Here is an 18,076-nt window from a genome sequence, read left to right as displayed (position 1 = left end):
ACACGCCGCGATCACAGGAGCGGAAAGGTTCTCCCCGTCACTGCGAGCCAACGGGTCGCGCGAACGCGCGCCCGATGACAGGCTCTGAGGGCCTAGCCGCCCCGCAAGCCGAGTACGCGGCGTGCGATCGCCTGGCGATGCACCTCGCTCGGGCCTTCGTAGACCCGCATCAGGCGCGCCTTCTGCCACAGCGCGTTGAGCGGCAATTCCAGCGTCACGCCGAGCGCGCCGAGCGTCTGCATCGCGTGGTCGCAGGCGTCATAGGCCATCTCGGTCGCGAACACCTTGATCATCGAAGCCTCGTGGCGGATGTCCTCGCCGCGGTCGGTCTTGTCGGCGGCCTCGCGCACCATCAGCCGGCACGCATGCATGCGCGTGGAGATATCGGCGATCCACCACTGGATCGCCTGGCGCTCGGCGAGCTTGACGCCGAACGTCTCGCGCTGCCTGGCGTGCTCGCACATCATGTCGAGCGCACGCTTGGTGATACCGACGCAGGTCGATCCCATCTCGAGTCGCCGCGTGCGCAGCCGCAGCTGCATCGGCGCGTAGCCCTTGCCGACCTCGCCGAGCACGGAGTCCTTCGGGATGCGGCAATCCTCGAACACCATCTCGTAGGTCGAGCCGCCGCCGACCATCGGGATCTCGCGCTCGATGATGAAGCCCGCCGTGCCCTTCTCGACGATGAAGGAGGTGATGCCGCCCTGGCGCTGATCGTTGCCGACCCGCGCCATCACGATGATGAAGTCGGCGGCGCGTGCATTGCTGATCCAGATCTTGCGGCCGTTAAGCACCCACTGTTCGCCTTCGAGCACCGCGCGCGTCTTCATGCCCGCGGGATCGCCGCCGGCGCCGGGTTCGGAGATCGCGATCGCCGAGGCCATCCGGCCTTCGATATAGGGCTGCAGATACTTCTTCTTCTGCGCGTCGGTACCGACCGCCTGCAGCATGCGCAGGTTCGGCGAGTCCGGCGGCAGCACGAACGGCACGCAACTGCGGCCGAGTTCTTCGTGCACCGCAGCCATCGTGCGCGTCGGCAGGTCGTGGCCACCGAGATCCTCGGGCGCATCGAGGCCCCAGAGGCCGAGCTCCTTCGAGACGTCGCGCAGCCGCTTGCGCTGTTCCGACGTGAGCTCGGGGTGATCGCTGCCGGGCAGCTTCGATTTCAGATAGTGCGGCTCGAGCGGGATCAGTTCGCGATCGACGAATCTCGCGACGGTTTCGCGGATCATGGCTGTCTGTTCATCGTCGCTCATCTGAGATTCCTCGCCTGCGCTGTTGTGCTTCAAAAAACCAGTAGCGCATTTTTTATCGGCCGGAATAGCGGAAACGCGCAGCCGCGCTCACGCTCGCGCGATGGTTTCACGGCGCGGAATTCAATATCCCGCGGCGTGGTCGGCGCGTACGCAAATGCGCCGGACACGCCGGCGCATCGAGCAACCAAGCGCGCCGCACGAGGTTGTTGCCCCTGAGCAGGCGATCGACACCGCGCTAATCGGCAAAGCCGACGTAGCGGACAAAATCGTTGTTGGCCTCGCGGTCGGAGCGCACCGCATTGGCGGCAAAGCTGTCGTCGGGATAGCCCATCGCGACGCAGGTCATGATCACCTCGTCTTCCGGGATGTCGGCGACCTCGCGCACGATGTCGGAGCGCATGATGCCCTGACCGTTGATCACGCTGCCAAGGCCGCGATCCCAGGCTGCGAGCACGATGCCGTAGCAGAGCGCGCCGAGATCGAAATGGCAGACCGCGCCCGGATCGAGGATCCGGTCGTAGGTCAGGACCAGCGACACCGGAGCATCGAACTGGCGGAAGCCGCGCAGCACCCAGTCCTGCCGCATCGGCTTGTCGTCGCGGGCAATGCCCATCGCCCCGAACAGCTTCTTGGCGATGTCGACCTGGCGGCCGCGATGCACGCCCTGGTACTCGCCATGGCTGACGATGTCGCGCTTCACCTTGGCACCGGCGACCATCTCATCCATGTTGCGGCGGCGCACTTCCTCCAGCGGCGCCCCGGTCAGGACGTGGACGTGCCAGGGCTGGGTGTTCATCGAGGACGGCGCGCGCTTGGCCACCTCGATGATCTCCTCGACCGTCGCCCGCGACACCGGCTGCTTCTTGAACCCGCGCACGCTTTTGCGTGACTGTACCAGCGTCTCGAATTCCATTCCGCGCTTCCCCGATTTTGTTCCGCGCTGCCCGCGGAATTTCCTTGATCTGATCCGGGTATTTTATCGACAAAATCGGCCATGGGAACTTGATCGGACCAGGAATCCCGTATCCAATCCGGGCACTGGTTTGGTTTAGGGAGAACCCAGATGAAGCGGATTTTCTTGGCGGCCGTGATCGCGACCTTTGCCGCCGGTTCGGCATTTGCACAGGACGCCTCCTGCGAGACGAAAGCCGTCGGCAAGGACGGCAAGCCGCTGGCCGGCGCGGCCAAGACCTCGTTCATGAAGAAGTGCACAACGGATGCCTGCGAGAGCAAGGCAGTCGGCTCCGACGGCAAGAAGCTGGCCGGCGCGGCCAAAACCTCGTTCATGAAGAAGTGCCAGAGCGGCGCCTGAGCCCCTCGTCGACGCCTTTTCACCCCTCATCGGGACAGACTTCAATCGGGACAAACCATCGGGTCGCGCAGGGCGCGGCCCGAACGGCTTTCGGCTGGTGGATCGCCCCCGACCGGCGGGCGCCCTCAGAACGAGACGCCGACCCGCACGCCCCTGCTCCAGACCCGCCGGCACCGTTTCCTGGTGTTGCCGTGAAACATTTCGAAACGTTCCGGCAACTGGATCGGCTTGGCAAATTCCAGGCAGGCTCCGCCGGCGGAATAGTCCACCAGCCGGCATTCGATCAGCGGCGCCTTCGGTTCAAGCTGGAGCTTGACCACGCTGGATACGCATCCGATCGGACGAACACGCGCAAATCTCCGGGGATGCATTACCGTCGCCTCTGGTGAAATCGTACCCACAGGCTCGTCGGCGGCCGTTAAGATTCCGTTCAGATCGATGGTTACGAACCGTGGCTGCGGGACGGATCAGCCCGGGTGGCGCCCGGACGGCGCGAGGCGGCCAGCGTCTCCGACGGCGCTTCCCCGAACTGCGACCGATAACTGCGCGAAAAATCGCTTAAGTGCCAAAATCCGTAGGCCAGCGCGCACGTCTTGACGCTGGGCGCACCGGCCAGCAGTTGCTGGCGCACCAGCCAGAGCCGGCGCAACCGCAAATAGCGATGCAGGCTGACGCCCCGGTAGCGCTGGATGGCGTCATGCAGCGTGCGCACCGACACGCCGATCTGCCTGGCGAGTTCGCCGCTGTAAATCGGGTGCGCCACGTCGCCTGCAAGAATTGCGCGCGCGTCGTTGAAGACCTTGAACTGGCGCGTCGTGTTGGCCCGCGTCGTCCACTTGGCCGGCACGATCTCGGCGAAGGCGTTGTCGATCGCGGCAAGCAGCGTCTCCTTGATCGACTCGCCGCTAGCGAACGGGGCATCATCGGTCGGCTGCGAGGTCACGAGCAGGATGTGCCTTACCACTTCACGCAGCCGGTCCTGCGCGCGTTGAGAAATTTCGTGAATGCTGAAATGGAGACCCGCCTGCGGCCAGCCACGGCCGACAATCTCCGGCGTAAACATCACCGAGGCATATTGGCGGGGCGTCTCCTCCACCGACGAGTAGAACGCGCCGCCGCCACCGAGCACAATGACCGCGCGATCGCGCTCGACGCCGTTGAAGCGGATCGGGACCCCGTCATCCATCGTGAAGCCGACTGCGGTGGTGTGCGGCGCAAGCTGTGCGTCGACGATCCGCGGAAAGGACTGCGTGTAGTTGAGGTCGCATCCCGGCAAACTCAGGATGACCTGCTCGGCCGAAATCTTCCGCGCAAGTGGCGTGAAATCAACATCCAGATTTCGGATCGAACTCCGGAATGCATCAACATCGTCAAAACGAAAGACTCTCGGCACCGGTAATGGCGCCGTCAAATGACCGCTCCCGTGAAATGCTCTTGAAAAAATGTGCGCGACGCGGCGCCTTGCGCGCCGGCCTCATCAATAAATTCCATGCACAAAACGCGAATCGTCCAATAGGTTCAATCAGGAAAAATGCGGTCCGTTCGTCGAACCGGACAATCCGGCAATGTAACGCGGCTGCCGAATTTCGATAGTCTTTAGCGGGATATCCACCGCCGCGATCGGCCCTCCCCATCAATTTCTATACCCCTATTAAAGATTCGAGGAGCAAATTGGCATCGGGAACGATGACGTTCCTCGTCGCGGAGCATTTTAGGTACCGCAATGACAGTTATTGCCTCGCCCGATCTTATTGCCAAACTCGACCTTGTCTTGAAAGCCGGCTCACCCGACCTCCGCACGCGCATGCTGCAGGAGGTGGCCGGGCTGTTTCTCGAAGACGCTCACCGCCTCGGCGCGCACCACGTCGAGATGTTCGACGGCATCCTGGTCCGCCTGACCGAGAGCGTCGAACTGCGGACCCTGACCACGCTCAGCCGCTCGCTTGCCGATTTGCACCTGGTGCCGCGGGAACTCGCGCGCCGTCTGGCCAACCATGACGACGCCGATGTCGCCGCTCCGATCCTGCGCAAATGCGAATGCCTCCCCGATGCCGACCTGATCGACATCGCCTGGATGCGGGCCGAGGGACACCTCTGCGCCATCGCAGGACGCAAGGCCGTCAATGCGGAGCTCACGGATATTCTCTTGATGCGAGGCGACAGCAGCGTGCTTCGGGTCCTCGCGCGCAATCCCGGCGCTGATCTGACCAGCGCGGGCCTCGCCATGATGGTCGATGCCGCCGAGCGCGACGACGACGTCGCCGACGCGCTGATATCGCGCAGCGACCTGCCCCACCGCGTTCTCGTCGACCTCGTGATGCGATCCACGCCGCGCCAGCAGGCCCGGCTGCTCAAACGCGCACGCCCCGACATTCAGGACGCGATCCGCGCTGCGATCGATGCCAGCGCAGCCCGCGCCTCCGCAACCCCACCAGCCACAATCGACTATGCGGAGGCGCGGGCCACCGTGCTGGCCTTGAACAGAACCGGGCAGTTGAACGATTCCAGCGTCAACCGTTTCGCGATCAGGCGAGAGGTCCGCAACGTCGTCGCAGCGCTGGCGCAGCTCGCAACCGTTCCGATCGAGACGATCGCACCGCTGATGGAAGCCGCCGACATCAGCGGACTCGTAATCGCCTGCCGCGCATCGCGACTGAACTGGAACACAACGGCTGCCATCGTCAGCTGCCGGAAGGCCGGGCTGACGGTTGCGCCTGACGAGCTGCAGCGCGCACGGGACATGTTTGGAGGACTGGCGCTCTCTAACGCGCAGCGCACGATCCGGTTCGGTTCGCTTAGCGAGCTGACCGCGAAGCGCTCCCAGGCAATGTGAGTGATGCTATGACGTATGGTGACCGCAGGGCGGAACGCGTCAGGCTCGAGACGCGCTATCCCGTCAATCTCATGGGTGTCGACGGCACGTGGCGGCGGAGTTGCATCCTGCTCGACGTCTCGCAGAGCGGGGCCCGGCTCGAGGTCGACGGAACGCTCGATGTGCTGAAGGCCCAGGAGTTCTTCCTGGTGCTGTCCTCGCGTGGACTGGCCTTCCGCCGCTGCGAGCTGGTTCGCGTCGACGGTGCCGAGATCGGCGTGAGATTCATCGAAGAGAGACGGCGAAAGGGACGCCCCGTCATTCCAAGGTGAGGATTGCCAGATGAGGATTGCCGCAACCGGCCCGAAGGGAAGTTGACGACATGACCGTACAGAGAGCGACCAACATCACGGTATCGACCGTCTCCGCCGCACCATTGCGCGGGACCATCGAGATCGACTGCGCCGGCACCGTCGCGACGTTTGCGATCGACGAGGAAATGGCGCATCGCCTGTGCGCCGATCTGGAACGGTTTCTGACCCAGGTCCCGCGCCGGACCCGCGCAGCGCGGTGACCTTGAGCTGCCGACTGTCGCGCGCCTACTCCCGCTTGAAGCGATAGTCGAAGCGATCGCCATCCGCCTTGATCAGGCCGACCGTCGGGGCCGGAAAATGGATCGGTAGGATCAGCGTGTCGGTCTCGGCAACGGACGCAAAAAACTTCCGCCGCGATAGTGCCGACTGCTTCGGGTCCCAATCGGGCTTGGCCGACCATTCCGGTTCGCGGCACTGGATCGCATGGTGCATCAGGTCGCCCGCGACCACCGCGCGCTGCCCCTTCGAGAAGATGTTGACGCAGCAATGGCAGGGCGAATGGCCGGGGGTCGGCGTCAGCGTCACGGTGTCGTCGAGCGCGTAGTCGTCGTCGACCAGGAGCGCCTGCCCGGCCTCGACGATCGGCAGGCAATTGTCGCGGAACACCGTGCCGGGCGGATTGGCACCCTTGGCGTTCTCGGCCTCCCAGGCCGCGTACTCGCCCTTGTGGAAGACGTATTTCGCGTTCGGGAAGGTCGGCACCCAGCGCCCGTCGCGCAGCGTCGTATTCCAGCCGGTGTGGTCGATGTGCAGATGGGTGCAGAACACATAATCGATCTGCTCATAGGAGATGCCGAGCGCAAACAGCTCGTTGCGCCAGCGCTCCTTGCCCGGGAAGTCGAACGGCGGCGGGTGTCCCTTGTCCTCGCCGGTGCAGGTATCGACCAGGATGGTGTAGCGCGGCGTCCGCACCACGAAGGTCTGATAGGTGATCACCATCATGCCGCGCGCGGCGTCGAAGACCTCCGGCTCCATCGTCTTCAGGTGATGCTTGAACACATCGTCGTTGTAGGTCGGGAAGAAATCCTGCGGCCGCCGCCACGGTCCTTCGCGCTCGATCACCGCGTCGATCCTGATGTCGCCGATCCTGATCTGCTTCATGGTTGTTTCGCTCCCGGCTTTTTTTTAAAGCGTAGCGGGCGGCACCTCGCCTCACAAGCCGAGCACCGCGCAGCACGCCATGCGGCTTTGCATTGCTGGCGGGAAACAGCCATGCCGCAATTCGTCCGAAATCCTGCTCATGCTGCAGGAATGACCCATCGCGCGATTCCGATCGTCCTCATGATACTCACGACATTGCCGACAGCGGCGGCAGCCGCGCCCGACACCGTTTTCTTTCCGAGCGCCGACGGCAAGACCGAGATCGTCGGCTACCTGTTCAGGCCGCAAACGCCGGGCCCGCACCCCGCGATCGTGCTGCTGCACGGCCGCGGCGGGCCCTATTCGACCAACGTCAACAGGGACTGCACGCTGGTGTCGCGGACCAATCCGTCGGCGGCCTGCAATGCCGGCAGCCTGTCCAAGCGCCACGCGATGTGGGGACAGTATTGGGCCGACCACGGCTATTTCGCGCTGCTGCCGGACAGTTTTGGGCCGCGCGGCAAGGCGCACGGCTTCGGCCGCTTCACGCATGACGATCCTGATCGCACCGACGTCAATGAGAAGACCGTGCGGCCGCTCGACGCCGAGGGCGCGCTGAGCTGGCTGCGCAGCCAGAAGGAGATCAGCGGCAATCGCATCTTCCTGCAGGGATGGTCGAACGGCGGCAGCACCGCGCTGAACGTGATGCAGCGGCAGGGCGCGACGTCGGGCTATCGCGCCGCGCTCGTGTTCTATCCGGGCTGCGGGCCGGCCGCGCTGCTGGCGCAGACGCTCAGGTCGGCAGCACCGATCACGATGTTACTGGGCACGGACGACGAGGAAGTATCGCCCGACCGCTGCCGGGACGTCGCCGGTCGCTCCGTTGCTGCCGGCAGCAAGATCGACGTCGTGGTCTATCCGGGTGCCACCCACGATTTCGACGATCCCGGCCGCCGCCGCCAGTCGAATCCCGCCAACAGCGCGGCGGTCCACGACGCGATGGTGCGGGCGATTGCCGCAATCGACGGCTTGAAGGATTAGGCCGCCGCAAATCGACCAGAAAGCACCCCTACCCGGACCAGCGATCCAGCAAGGAACCGAGTCGCTTGGGCAGGAAACTGAAATACGCGGCAGCGACGATCGTTGCCGTCGCCGCCGCAATCTACCTCAACAACACCAGCCTTCTCGCAACGCATGCCGGCGGCAAGCCGGTGCTGCTCGCCCATCGCGGCATGGCGCAGCGTTTCGACGAGCGCGACCTCAAAAACGACACCTGCACCGCGGCGCGCATGCTGCCGCCGACCCATGACTATCTCGAGAACACAATCCGCTCGATGCGGGCGAGCTTCGATCGCGGCGCCGATATCGTCGAACTCGACGTCCATCCGACGACCGACGGCGAGTTCGCCGTGTTTCACGACTGGACCGTCGATTGCCGCACCGACGGCCAGGGCGTCACCCGCGAGCAGCCGATGGCGCGGCTCAAGATGCTCGATATCGGCCATGGCTACACGGCCGATGGCGGCAAAACCTTTCCGTTCCGCGGCAAGGGCATCGGCCTGATGCCGTCGCTGGACGAGGTGCTCAAGACCTTTCCGGGTCGCCGGCTCCTGATCAACGTCAAGAGCCGCGATCCCGCCGAGGGCGAGAAGCTCGCAACGGTCTTGAACCGGTTCCCCGCCGAACGGCGCAAGCTGATCATGGCTTATGGCGGCGACGAGCCGATCGAGACGATCCGGCGGCTTTCGCCGGAGACCCGCACCATTTCCCGCGCGGCGCTCAAGAGCTGCCTCATCCGCTATATCGGCTATGGCTGGACCGGCATCGTGCCTGATGCCTGCCGCAACGCCATCGTGCTGGTGCCGGTCAACTACGCACCCTGGCTATGGGGATGGCCGGACCGCTTCCTCAACCGAATGGCGGCGGCCAACAGCGCGGTCTTCGTGCTCGGCCCCTATCAGGGCGGCGAATTCTCGACCGGCATCGACGATGCCGACCTGTTCCGGCGCCTGCCCGAAAGCTATTCCGGCGGGATCTGGACCAACGAGATCGAGACCATCGCCCGCCTCGCCGGGCGTTAAATCCGGCCTCCTCCTGTCATCTGTCCGTCATAGAAATTGTGCGACTGAAGCGGCTCGTCGCATCGAGGACAACGCTATGAACGCACCGAGCCTGACCCGCCCCAAGATTGCCGAAACCGTCATCGAGCCGACGGTCAAGCTGCGCGAGGTCAAGGTCGGACGTTGCTGCGAGATTCTCGGCGACACCGCGATCGAATACACCGAGCTTGGCGACTACTCCTATCTCGGCAGCGGCTGTATCGTCGCCGACGCCGTAATCGGCCGCTTCTGCGCGATCGCGGCGCAGGTCCGGATCGGCGCGCCCAATCATCCGCTCGAGCGCCCCTCGCAGCATCGCTTCACCTACTGCCCCGAATACTACACGGCCTCTGCCGAGCGCGATCATGACTTCTTCAGGAACCGACGCGCGGATCGCGTCGTGATCGGAAACGACGTCTGGATCGGCCACGGCGTGATCGTGCTGCCCGGCGTCACCGTCGGAGACGGCGCAGTGCTGGCGGCCGGCGCCGTGGTCTCGCGCGATGTCGCGCCCTACACCATCGTCGGCGGCGTGCCGGCCCGGCCGATCAAGGAGCGGTTCAACCGCAAGATCGCCGCCGAGCTGTCGCAGATCGCCTGGTGGAACTGGCCGGCTGAAACCATCTGGGAACGCCTGCCCGAATTCCAGTCCGGCGATGTCGAGGCGTTTTGCGCGCGGTGGCGGGCTTGAGCACAGGACTAACCCGGATTTCGCTTCGCTCCATCCGGGCTACGGGATAGAGCCGTTTGACTTCGTAGCCCGGATGGAGCGAAGCGAAATCCGGGGTAAGCTAGCCGCATGGTACAATATCGGCGTAACTTCATACCCGGCGGCACGTTCTTCTTCACGGTCACATTGGAAGATCGGACTTCGTCGCTACTGGTCGAGCAAGTCGGGCTGTTGCGCGATGCCTTTCGCGCAACGCGCGCCAAGAAGCCATTCACGCTGGATGCCATCGTGATCCTGCCAGATCACCTGCATACGGTCATGACGCTACCGCCCGGCGACAGCGACTTCCCGGATCGCTGGCGGCAGATCAAGAGTCACTTCACGCGCGCCGTTGTTGCCACCGGCGTGCCGCTCTCGGTAAACCACCGCGGCGAGTACCCGCTTTGGCAGAGACGGTTTTGGGAACACACCATCCGTAATGAACGCGATCTCGAACGTTGCGTCGACTACGTCCACTACAATCCGACCAAACATCGCCTCGTTTCCTCGCCTGTCGACTGGCAACACACGTCTCTTCACCGATATGTCCGGGGTGGGATATTGCCGGCTGATTGGGGCGGTAGCCAGGCTATGGACAACGACGACTTCGGCGAGCGGAAGGACTGACCCGGATTTCGCTTCGCTTCATCCGGGCTACGAAGTGGGCGGGGGTAATCGCGAACGCTAGCTCCGCAGTCCCGGCGCTTCCTGGCCGGTACGCGCGACATACTCAGTGTAGCCGCCGCCATATTGGTGGATGCCGTCAGGGGTCAGCTCGAGCACGCGGTTGGAGAGCGCGGCGAGGAAGTGCCGGTCGTGCGAGACGAACAGCATCGTGCCCTCGAACTCGCAGAGCGCATTGATCAGCATCTCCTTGGTGGCGAGATCGAGATGGTTGGTCGGTTCGTCCAGCACGAGGAAATTCGGCGGATCGAACAACATCTTCGCCATCACCAGCCGCGCCTTCTCGCCGCCCGAGAGCACCCGGCACTTCTTCTCGACGTCGTCGCCGGAGAAGCCGAAACAGCCGGCGAGCGCGCGAAGGCTGCCCTGCCCGGCCTGCGGAAACGCGTCCTCCAGCGACTGGAACACGGTGCGCTCCCCGTCGAGCAGGTCCATCGCATGCTGGGCGAAATAGCCCATCTTGACGCTGCCGCCGATCGCGACCGCGCCGTCATCGGGCTCGGTTGAACCGGCGATCAGTTTCAGGAGCGTCGACTTGCCCGCGCCGTTGATGCCCATCACGCACCAGCGCTCCTTGCGGCGGATCATGAAGTCGAGGCCGTCATAGATGCGCTTGCTGCCATAGGCCTTGTGGACGTTCTTCAGGCTGACGACATCCTCGCCCGAGCGCGGCGCCGGCTGGAATTCGAACGCCACGGTCTGTCGCCGCCGCGGCGGCTCGACCCGCTCGATCTTGTCGAGCTTCTTCACCCGGCTCTGCACCTGGGCTGCGTGCGAGGCGCGCGCCTTGAAGCGCTCGATGAACTTGATCTCCTTGGCGAGCATCGCCTGCTGCCGCTCGAACTGCGCCTGCTGCTGCTTGTCGGAGAGCGCGCGCTGCTGTTCGTAGAACTCGTAATTGCCGGAATAGGTGGTGAGCTGGCCGGCGTCGATCTCGACCACCTTGTTGATGATCCGGTTGATGAACTCGCGGTCATGCGAAGTCATCAGCAGCGCGCCCTCATAACCCTTCAGGAACTGCTCGAGCCAGATCAGGCTTTCGAGATCGAGATGGTTGCTCGGCTCGTCGAGCAGCATGACGTCCGGACGCATCAAGAGGATGCGCGCCAGCGCCACCCGCATCTTCCAGCCGCCGGAAAGTTTGCCGACGTCGCCGTCCATCATCTCCTGGCTGAAGCCGAGACCGGCCAGCGCCTCGCGCGCGCGGCCGTCGAGCGCATAGCCGTCGAGCTCCTCGAATTGATGCTGCACCTCGCCATACCGCGCGATGATGTCATCCATCTCGTCGGCCTTGTCGGGGTCGGCCATCGCCGCCTCGAGTTCCCTGAGCTCGGCCGCGACCACGCTGACGGGCCCTGCCCCATCCATCACCTCGGCGACCGCGCTGCGGCCGGACATCTCGCCGACATCCTGGCTGAAATAGCCGATCGAAATGCCGCGATCGAGCGAGACCTGGCCCTCGTCCGGGATTTCCCGGCCCGAGATCATCCGGAACAGTGTGGTCTTGCCGGCGCCGTTCGGCCCGACGAGGCCGATCTTCTCGCCCTTCTGGAGCGCCGCGGAGGCTTCGATGAAGAGGATCTGGTGGCCGACTTGCTTGGAGACGTTATCGAGGCGGATCATGCTCTAATACTGGGGAACTGAGGATTTGCGGCCTCTTATTCGATCTGGGACGCGGGTGGAAGCCCATTCCGCAGGTTCGTGCCGCGTTTCGTGCATGCCACGATCATTGCCAATCGAATATGACATGAAGCGGTTCGATGATCGGTTTTGGGGCATCTTATGCAAGTCTGGTTTCTCTATCTCCTCGCGCTTGGCGCCGGCATCTGCGTCGCGGTTCAGCAGGTCCTGAACGGCAATCTCAGGTCTGCCCTCAACTCGCCGGCCTGGGCCGGGCTCGTCAGCTATCTCGGCGGACTCGTGACGATGGCGGTCGTGCTGGTCGCGACGCGCGAGCCGGTGCCGTCCTGGAAGCTGGTGACGGCAGTGCCGTGGTGGGCCTGGAGCGGCGGTGTCCTCGGCGGCATCTTCATCCTGTTGATGATCCTGCTGCTGCCGCCACTCGGCGCCGCGACCCTGCTGGCACTGGTGGTTGCGGGTCAAATGCTCGCGGGCATCGCGATGGACCATTTTGGCCTGTTCGGGCTGGCGCAGCACCCCGTGTCGGTTTCACGGCTGGCCGGCATCGCACTGATCATCGGCGGCGTGCTTCTGATCAAGGATTGACGGGCTCTCGTTACGCCCGGCGCATCAGCCGCAGTTCGGCCGACAGGCGAAGGCTGCGCTTGCCGGCCAGCGCGATTCCTTCGAGCTCGGCACCATCCGCACGGCACGAACCGGCGAAGCCGATGCCGACTTCATAACCGCCGAACACCGGGTACTCGCCCTTCGCCGAGGTATGCTCCTGGTTGACGATCTCGCCTCGCCAGCGGCCATCCGCGGACGAATACGAACCGAGATAGTAGAAGAACGCATCGCCGCCGAGGATGCGGCCGTCCATCAGCAGCATGACCCCGGTAAGCCCGGCGTCGACACCGTCGAGCGCGCGGAGATGGATGGAGTACAGTCCGTTGACAATGCCGCCGGGACCAACCGCCCCGCGTGGCGGCAAGGCCTCGTCGTCGAGCGGCGCCAAATTCGCCCAGAACACGCCGTCCGGCATGGCGTCGGCCTTGCCCTCGAGCAGGATGGTGGAACCCTCGCTCCTGCCGCGCACCTTGATGACGGTGACGTCGGCGCCCATCAGCGGCTTGAAGTTCGGATCGTCATTGTGGCGCTCGGTGATCACCTCGGCGGCGATCTCGCCTTCCGTCACCTGATAGGTGCCGAGATGGGCAAAGGCCGAATTGCCGCCCAGCATCCTGCCGTCATGCATGCACATGATGCTGCGGCCGAATGCGCCGTTGATGCCGTACTCGACCTTGTAAAGTCCGTTGAGCACGCAAAAATCCAAAAAATAAAATTGATTCTGTTCGCCACATAGCACCGAGCCGAACGTCGCACCATTGCGTCTTTTGGCGCAGGCAGGCCCGCAATGTCCGGGTGTGGACAGCAGCCGATTCGTCGCTTAGCTGTAGGCGCCGCCCGTGTCGTGCTGCGTCATGCGGGATCCGGTCTGCCGGTTCTCTACTCTCCCAGTTCATTGTGTCCAAGCATTTGCGCATTCCGCCAATGGTCGCGCGGCCGCACCCGGCCTCGACACAGGCGAGGCTTCGAGGAGCATCACATGATCAATCGCTTTGGCCTGGCCGCCGCGCTGGCGCTGCTGCTCGGCAGTGGCGGTGCTGCCCTGGCGCAGTCGCTGCCCGACTATATGGGGCCGATCTCCGGCAAGACCTCATCAACGCCGGCCGACGTCGCGACCAAGGATGTGCTCGCTCTCAACACCGGCATGTTCGAGCTCTATGGCGATGCGGCGCGGATCTTCCAGAAGAACATCCTCGACAAACACCCCGTGATCCTCGGCCTGTTCTCCGGCGCCGGCGGCCGCCTGATCCTGTACCGGCCGGGCAAGCCGCCGACCGAAGCGCCGCAGGTGCCGATCGTCTATCAGCTGCTCAAATCGGTCGGCCACAGCACGATGGCGCTGGCCGAGGTGGTCGGCCCCTATGTCAACAATCCCGACGACAAGGCGTGGCGCGGGTCGATGCAGGCCTATCGCAGCCGGATGCAGTCGGCGCTCGACGGGCTCGATGCTACGCCGATGCAGGCGGACTGGCGCGACAACAACCGCGCCATCCTCAAGAACAACATCGCCTTCATGGATGAATGCCTCACCGCCGGCGCGATCCCCTTCGCGACGCTCGAGGCGTTCGGCAAGAAGCAGGCGCCGCTGCTCGCCAGGAACGTCGCCTGGGCTGCGCAGACCCAGGTCGCGCACTGGATGACAGTCATGGCCGACTGGAAATCCCAGCTCGGCGCCGACTGGGACAAGACCTACGGCGCGAGCAACACGATCTATGTGGCGCGGCAGAACAACGTGATCTTCAGCGTGCTGGCCCAGTTCTTCGGGCCTGACGCCATCAACAGCCGCCTGATGCTGATCGAGACGATCTCCTTCACCACGACGCCGTCGGACATGCTGGAGTCGCTGACCCGGATCATCGCCGACCGCTCGGTCGGCGCGCTGTTTTTCGGCAGCTATCACCTGATGGACTATGAGCTGATGGGGGGCGATGCGCGCGAGGCGATCATCGCCGAGACCAAGAAGCGCGGCATGACGGCCTTCCTGCCGCCGCTGGTGCCGTTCGGCTCCAAGCAGTGGCCGACGCTGATCACGCCGGGTCCGGGACCGGCCACCATCGCCGACCTGAAGTGAGACCACGCCTACGACCTATTGCGGCGTTGCGGTTGTGCTCGCTTTGCCGCAATACTTTCACGTGCATTGCACCAATTGTTAAACCCCGGCGCGATATGCCGTCGTCGAGGTGTCGATGAAAGATCAGACCATGCGGCCTTCGCGACGCGAATTCGTGAAGTGGTTGTCGGCAGGCGGCATCTCGGTCAGCCTGTCGCATCTGGCGCTGGCGAAGGAACCGGCTTTCGCGACCCGCGAGACGCTGCCCGGTCACGGCCATTTCAATCCGGCGGAAAAGGGCGCCGGCCGTGTCGACGGCGTGGCCAAGGTCACCGGCGCAAAACTCTACGCGTCCGACTTTCGCGCCGCCGACATGCCGGGCTGGCCCGCGACCACCGCGCACGCCATCCTGGTCCGCGCCGATGACGCGACGCATGTCTATGCCGGCATGGACCTCGCCCGTCTCGATGATCAGGCAAAGCCGTCGGTTATCGTGACCGCTGCCGATCTCGACCGGATCGGCACGCGGGTCCCGGAATTCTACACCGGCGACCTGTTCTGCCCGGTCGGCAAGACGCCGCTCTATCTCGGACAGCCGGTCGCGCTGTTGATCTTCGAGCAGTTCGACGCCTTCGACCGCGCGCGCCTCGCGTTGCGCGACGGCGGCTTCGTCAAATTCGGCGACGAGACCGGGCCGGTCATCCTGCCGAACTACGGCGCGTATCGCTTCACGCGCGTGGCGGGCGCCACGCCTGACGCGCCCGACGTCTATTCGCCGATCCAGGCCGGCTGGGTTTCGCCGAGCCGCATTCAGAACGCGGCGCTGCCGGTCTGGCTGCCGCTCGCCAAGGAGACCAAGGCCGACTACGCCAAGGCCGCGACCCATGGCGAAGCGATCCGCGCCCAGCTCGCCAAGGACGATCCGACACAGCTCGTGCTCGACCGCGAGTTCGAGACCCAGTCGGTCGATCCGATGTTCCTCGAGCCGGAGAGCGGTCTCGCCTGGTACAGCGACAACAACGGCAATCTCGAACTCGTGCTCGGCGTGCAGTCGCCCTATGAGGCGACCGAGTCGATCGCCTTCATGCTCGGCAAGGCCCGCCCGCCGTTCCGGCCCTCGCACATCAACGCGCAGTTCGCCCATGTCGGCGGCGGCTTCGGCGGCCGCGACCATACGCCATTCGTGCTTTACGTGGCGCTGGCGGCGATGTTCCTCCCGGGCCGGCCGGTGCGGCTGGCGCAGGACCGCTACCAGCAATTCCAGGGCGGCATCAAACGCCACCCGATCAAGATGCGCTCGCGGATCGGCATCGATCGCGCCAGCGGCAAGATCACTGCGTTCGCCGCCGACCATGTGCTCGACGGCGGCGGGCTCGCCAACTTCTCGGCCAATGTCGCGGTCGTTGCCGCGACCGCTGCGATCGGCATCTACGACATCCCGAAAGTCGACGTCACCACCGTGGCGCTGCATTCGCGCGGCGTCACCGCAGGCTCGATGCGCGGCTACGGCACGCTGCAGACCATGACCGCGCTGGAAGTCCTGATCGACGAGGCCGCCAGCGAGCTCAAGGTCGATCCGATCGCGTTCCGGCGCAACAATGCGCTGAAGCAGAACGGCCGGACCATGACTGGCAATCCCTACATCGTATCGGTGCGCACATCAGATATCCTCGACAAGCTCGAGAAGCATCCGATCTGGCGGCAGCGCGCTGACTTCAAGCAGAAGGCGCTGGAGGGACGCCTGGTCGGCACCGGCGTCGCCTGCGTCACCAAGGATTACGGCTCGGGCGCGGATTGCTCGCTCGGCCGGGTCGAGATCGATCCCGAGGGACGGATCGCGATCCACTGCGACCATGTCGAAATGGGCAATGGCGTCGGCACCGCACTCGCCAACCGGGTCGCGAGCCATCTCGGCGCCGTCGCCGGCGAGGTCGCGGTCTCTCGGGTCGACAGCTACGACGCGCTCGGCCTGGTCACCTCGGGCGATCCCTACACGATGGATCAGAAGACCCAGGATCTTGCCGAGAAGAACCCGCGCTGGGTGCCCGCGATCAGCTCGGCGACCAGCGCGTCGATCGGCGCCCATGTCGGCACGCACTCGTCGGCCGAGGCGGCCCGCGTCATCTTCCGCTTCGGCCTGTGGCCGGCGGCGCTCGAGCTCTGGCACATCGCCAAGGCCGATCCCCGCGCCCGCCAATGGGACCAGGCGCACTGGAAGGATGGCCAGCTGGTGCTTGACGATCTCGCGCCGCTGCCCTTGCCGAAGCTTGCCGCGACCGCGCATGCGCGCGGCTTCGTCACCGGCGCCATCGCGCACAGCTTCTCGCGCTGGGCCTGGTCGCGCGCGCGCTTCCCGCTGTTCGGCGAACAGTACCGCGCCGAGATCGACGCGCTCGCTGTTCGTCGCGGCCGGAGCCAGTTCGAGCGGATCGACCGAACAAGCGTGAAATTCCCGCCGACCGACAACAACCGGATCGGCACCGCCTACACCTCGATGTGCGGCACGCTGGTCCGCGTCGAGATCGAGCGCGCGACCGGCAGCTTGCGCATTGCCAAGGCCTACAGCGTGTTCGAATGCGGCCAGGCGCTGGTGCCCGAAGTGGTGCTCGGCCAGTCGCATGGCGGGTTCGCCATGGGCGTCGGCTACGCGCTGCTGGAAACTTTGCCGCCGTTCGAAGGCGGGCCCGGCAACGGGCAGTGGAATCTCGGCCAGTACCTGATCGCGCGCGGCTCCGATCTGCCGCTGCACGATCTTGAGATCGAGATGCTGCCGCCACTGACGCCGGACGAGCCGCCGAAGGGCATGGCCGAGGTGGTGATGATCCCGATCGTGCCGGCGCTGCTCAACGCCATCAACGATGCGACCGGCCACCGCTTCCGCTCTCTGCCGGTGACAACAAGCCTGCTCAAGGGAGCGCTGGCGTGACGACGCTCAACCTCACCATCAACGGCCAGAAGCACGGCCCGATCGAGGTCCGCGACGACCTCTCGATGAACGATTTCCTTCGGGAAATGCTCGGGATGACCGGCACCAAGTTCGGCTGCGGCGCCGCGCAATGCCTGAGCTGTGCCGTCATCATCGATAATCCCGACGGCACCAGCTACACCACCCCGACCTGCGTGGTACCGGCCGCGAATTTCGACGGCAAGGCGATCCGCACCGTCGAGGGCCACGCCAGGGACGGCGAGCTCTCGGCGTTGCAGCGCGCCTTCATCGACCACTTCGCGTTCCAGTGCGGCTATTGCACGGCCGGCTTTCTCAACGAGGGCCAGGTGCTGCTCGAACGGCTGGCGAAGACGCCGGTGGCGCGGGACCAGCTCGAGAGCGTCATTGCGGATGCGCTCGACGGTCATCTGTGCCGCTGCACCGGCTACATCAAGTATCACCAGGCGGTGCGCGACGTAATCCTCGCCGATTCCAAACGCTATCTGACCGCCAGCAAGTGAGCGCGC

At 64.8% G+C, this 18,076-nt stretch carries 19 protein-coding genes; 12 read left to right on the top strand and 7 right to left on the bottom strand.

Going from position 1 to position 18,076, the window contains the following annotated elements; genetic code table 11:
* Positions 1-92 precede the first annotated feature (92 nt).
* Entirely contained in the window at positions 93-1,256 is a 1,164-nt protein-coding gene (locus ACVWY5_RS15170) for an acyl-CoA dehydrogenase family protein (protein ID WP_028332302.1), read from the bottom strand.
* Between the two features lie 235 nt (positions 1,257-1,491).
* Complete coding sequence (locus tag ACVWY5_RS15165; RefSeq protein ID WP_016843937.1) at positions 1,492-2,169, bottom strand: nitroreductase; 678 nt, start codon at positions 2,167-2,169, stop codon at positions 1,492-1,494.
* Between the two features lie 150 nt (positions 2,170-2,319).
* On the opposite strand from ACVWY5_RS15165, the gene ACVWY5_RS15160 reads away from it, so the two are divergent.
* On the top strand, positions 2,320-2,568 hold the full coding sequence (locus ACVWY5_RS15160; RefSeq protein ID WP_028332303.1) for a hypothetical protein: 249 nt from the start codon (positions 2,320-2,322) through the stop codon (positions 2,566-2,568).
* Positions 2,569-2,693: 125 nt separating this feature from the next.
* Here the strand turns inward: ACVWY5_RS15160 and ACVWY5_RS15155 are convergent, their stop codons facing one another.
* Entirely contained in the window at positions 2,694-2,939 is a 246-nt protein-coding gene (locus ACVWY5_RS15155; protein ID WP_028332304.1) for a PilZ domain-containing protein, read from the bottom strand.
* Between the two features lie 71 nt (positions 2,940-3,010).
* Complete coding sequence (locus ACVWY5_RS15150) at positions 3,011-3,979, bottom strand: helix-turn-helix domain-containing protein (protein WP_028332305.1); 969 nt, start codon at positions 3,977-3,979, stop codon at positions 3,011-3,013.
* Positions 3,980-4,291: 312 nt separating this feature from the next.
* Between ACVWY5_RS15150 and ACVWY5_RS15145 the strand changes: the two genes are divergently transcribed.
* From ACVWY5_RS15145 to ACVWY5_RS15135, 3 genes are read left to right on the top strand one after another with little or no spacing between them, the layout of a single operon-like run.
* The gene (locus tag ACVWY5_RS15145; protein WP_028332306.1) at positions 4,292-5,401 is read left to right on the top strand and encodes a DUF2336 domain-containing protein; all 1,110 of its coding nucleotides are present in this window, start codon (positions 4,292-4,294) and stop codon (positions 5,399-5,401) included.
* An 8-nt stretch (positions 5,402-5,409) separates the two neighbouring features.
* Positions 5,410-5,712, top strand: a complete 303-nt coding sequence (locus ACVWY5_RS15140; RefSeq protein ID WP_028332307.1) for a PilZ domain-containing protein — start codon at positions 5,410-5,412, stop codon at positions 5,710-5,712.
* 50 nt (positions 5,713-5,762) lie between these two features.
* Positions 5,763-5,954, top strand: a complete 192-nt coding sequence (locus ACVWY5_RS15135) for a hypothetical protein (RefSeq protein ID WP_028332308.1) — start codon at positions 5,763-5,765, stop codon at positions 5,952-5,954.
* A 25-nt stretch (positions 5,955-5,979) separates the two neighbouring features.
* Here ACVWY5_RS15135 and ACVWY5_RS15130 read toward each other — a convergent pair whose 3' ends face one another.
* Positions 5,980-6,855, bottom strand: coding sequence for an MBL fold metallo-hydrolase (locus ACVWY5_RS15130; RefSeq protein WP_028332309.1), 876 nt, complete (start codon positions 6,853-6,855; stop codon positions 5,980-5,982).
* 111 nt (positions 6,856-6,966) lie between these two features.
* On the opposite strand from ACVWY5_RS15130, the gene ACVWY5_RS15125 reads away from it, so the two are divergent.
* The 4 genes from ACVWY5_RS15125 to ACVWY5_RS15110 all read left to right on the top strand — a co-directional run bounded on the left by ACVWY5_RS15125 (position 6,967) and on the right by ACVWY5_RS15110 (position 10,269).
* The gene (locus tag ACVWY5_RS15125) at positions 6,967-7,875 is read left to right on the top strand and encodes a dienelactone hydrolase family protein (RefSeq protein WP_028332310.1); all 909 of its coding nucleotides are present in this window, start codon (positions 6,967-6,969) and stop codon (positions 7,873-7,875) included.
* Between the two features lie 65 nt (positions 7,876-7,940).
* Positions 7,941-8,915 carry a glycerophosphodiester phosphodiesterase family protein gene (locus tag ACVWY5_RS15120; RefSeq protein ID WP_028332311.1) on the top strand — a complete coding sequence of 325 codons (975 nt, stop codon included), beginning with the start codon at positions 7,941-7,943 and terminating at the stop codon, positions 8,913-8,915.
* A gap of 76 nt (positions 8,916-8,991) precedes the next feature.
* Positions 8,992-9,624, top strand: coding sequence for a DapH/DapD/GlmU-related protein (locus ACVWY5_RS15115; protein WP_028332312.1), 633 nt, complete (start codon positions 8,992-8,994; stop codon positions 9,622-9,624).
* A 108-nt stretch (positions 9,625-9,732) separates the two neighbouring features.
* Positions 9,733-10,269 (top strand): REP-associated tyrosine transposase, encoded by a 537-nt coding sequence (locus ACVWY5_RS15110; RefSeq protein ID WP_028332313.1) that lies wholly within the window; start codon positions 9,733-9,735, stop codon positions 10,267-10,269.
* 57 nt (positions 10,270-10,326) lie between these two features.
* Here the strand turns inward: ACVWY5_RS15110 and ACVWY5_RS15105 are convergent, their stop codons facing one another.
* Positions 10,327-11,949, bottom strand: coding sequence for an ABC-F family ATP-binding cassette domain-containing protein (locus ACVWY5_RS15105; protein ID WP_028332314.1), 1,623 nt, complete (start codon positions 11,947-11,949; stop codon positions 10,327-10,329).
* A gap of 159 nt (positions 11,950-12,108) precedes the next feature.
* Between ACVWY5_RS15105 and ACVWY5_RS15100 the strand changes: the two genes are divergently transcribed.
* The gene (locus ACVWY5_RS15100) at positions 12,109-12,552 is read left to right on the top strand and encodes a DMT family transporter (RefSeq protein WP_016843015.1); all 444 of its coding nucleotides are present in this window, start codon (positions 12,109-12,111) and stop codon (positions 12,550-12,552) included.
* 10 nt (positions 12,553-12,562) lie between these two features.
* On the opposite strand, the gene ACVWY5_RS15095 is transcribed toward ACVWY5_RS15100, so the two are convergent.
* The gene (locus ACVWY5_RS15095) at positions 12,563-13,267 is read right to left on the bottom strand and encodes a hypothetical protein (RefSeq protein WP_028332315.1); all 705 of its coding nucleotides are present in this window, start codon (positions 13,265-13,267) and stop codon (positions 12,563-12,565) included.
* 285 nt (positions 13,268-13,552) lie between these two features.
* Between ACVWY5_RS15095 and ACVWY5_RS15090 the strand changes: the two genes are divergently transcribed.
* The 3 genes from ACVWY5_RS15090 to ACVWY5_RS15080 all read left to right on the top strand — a co-directional run bounded on the left by ACVWY5_RS15090 (position 13,553) and on the right by ACVWY5_RS15080 (position 18,070).
* Positions 13,553-14,644, top strand: coding sequence for a hypothetical protein (locus ACVWY5_RS15090; protein WP_028332316.1), 1,092 nt, complete (start codon positions 13,553-13,555; stop codon positions 14,642-14,644).
* A 130-nt stretch (positions 14,645-14,774) separates the two neighbouring features.
* The gene (locus ACVWY5_RS15085; protein WP_028332317.1) at positions 14,775-17,549 is read left to right on the top strand and encodes a molybdopterin cofactor-binding domain-containing protein; all 2,775 of its coding nucleotides are present in this window, start codon (positions 14,775-14,777) and stop codon (positions 17,547-17,549) included.
* Positions 17,546-18,070 (top strand): (2Fe-2S)-binding protein, encoded by a 525-nt coding sequence (locus tag ACVWY5_RS15080; RefSeq protein ID WP_028332318.1) that lies wholly within the window; start codon positions 17,546-17,548, stop codon positions 18,068-18,070. Before ACVWY5_RS15085 ends, ACVWY5_RS15080 begins: the two co-directional genes overlap by 4 nt.
* The last annotated feature ends 6 nt before the right edge of the window (positions 18,071-18,076 follow it).

It is taken from the genome of Bradyrhizobium sp. USDA 3256 (genome assembly GCF_054058275.1).
Note: the sequence above shows the minus strand (reverse complement) of the source record. Positions and strands in the feature narration are given on the sequence as shown.

What these genes read in the sequence shown, in the direction of transcription:
- ACVWY5_RS15140 (WP_028332307.1), top strand. Translation starts at nt 5,410, where the DNA reads ATGACGTATGGTGACCGCAGGGCGGAACGCGTCAGGCTCGAGACGCGC.
- ACVWY5_RS15165 (WP_016843937.1), bottom strand. Translation starts at nt 2,169, where the DNA reads ATGGAATTCGAGACGCTGGTACAGTCACGCAAAAGCGTGCGCGGGTTC.
- ACVWY5_RS15090 (WP_028332316.1), top strand. Translation starts at nt 13,553, where the DNA reads ATGATCAATCGCTTTGGCCTGGCCGCCGCGCTGGCGCTGCTGCTCGGC.
- ACVWY5_RS15160 (WP_028332303.1), top strand. Translation starts at nt 2,320, where the DNA reads ATGAAGCGGATTTTCTTGGCGGCCGTGATCGCGACCTTTGCCGCCGGT.
- ACVWY5_RS15110 (WP_028332313.1), top strand. Translation starts at nt 9,733, where the DNA reads ATGGTACAATATCGGCGTAACTTCATACCCGGCGGCACGTTCTTCTTC.
- ACVWY5_RS15105 (WP_028332314.1), bottom strand. Translation starts at nt 11,949, where the DNA reads ATGATCCGCCTCGATAACGTCTCCAAGCAAGTCGGCCACCAGATCCTC.
- ACVWY5_RS15135 (WP_028332308.1), top strand. Translation starts at nt 5,763, where the DNA reads ATGACCGTACAGAGAGCGACCAACATCACGGTATCGACCGTCTCCGCC.
- ACVWY5_RS15155 (WP_028332304.1), bottom strand. Translation starts at nt 2,939, where the DNA reads ATGCATCCCCGGAGATTTGCGCGTGTTCGTCCGATCGGATGCGTATCC.
- ACVWY5_RS15085 (WP_028332317.1), top strand. Translation starts at nt 14,775, where the DNA reads ATGCGGCCTTCGCGACGCGAATTCGTGAAGTGGTTGTCGGCAGGCGGC.
- ACVWY5_RS15145 (WP_028332306.1), top strand. Translation starts at nt 4,292, where the DNA reads ATGACAGTTATTGCCTCGCCCGATCTTATTGCCAAACTCGACCTTGTC.
- ACVWY5_RS15125 (WP_028332310.1), top strand. Translation starts at nt 6,967, where the DNA reads ATGCCGCAATTCGTCCGAAATCCTGCTCATGCTGCAGGAATGACCCAT.
- ACVWY5_RS15130 (WP_028332309.1), bottom strand. Translation starts at nt 6,855, where the DNA reads ATGAAGCAGATCAGGATCGGCGACATCAGGATCGACGCGGTGATCGAG.
- ACVWY5_RS15100 (WP_016843015.1), top strand. Translation starts at nt 12,109, where the DNA reads ATGCAAGTCTGGTTTCTCTATCTCCTCGCGCTTGGCGCCGGCATCTGC.
- ACVWY5_RS15115 (WP_028332312.1), top strand. Translation starts at nt 8,992, where the DNA reads ATGAACGCACCGAGCCTGACCCGCCCCAAGATTGCCGAAACCGTCATC.
- ACVWY5_RS15170 (WP_028332302.1), bottom strand. Translation starts at nt 1,256, where the DNA reads ATGAGCGACGATGAACAGACAGCCATGATCCGCGAAACCGTCGCGAGA.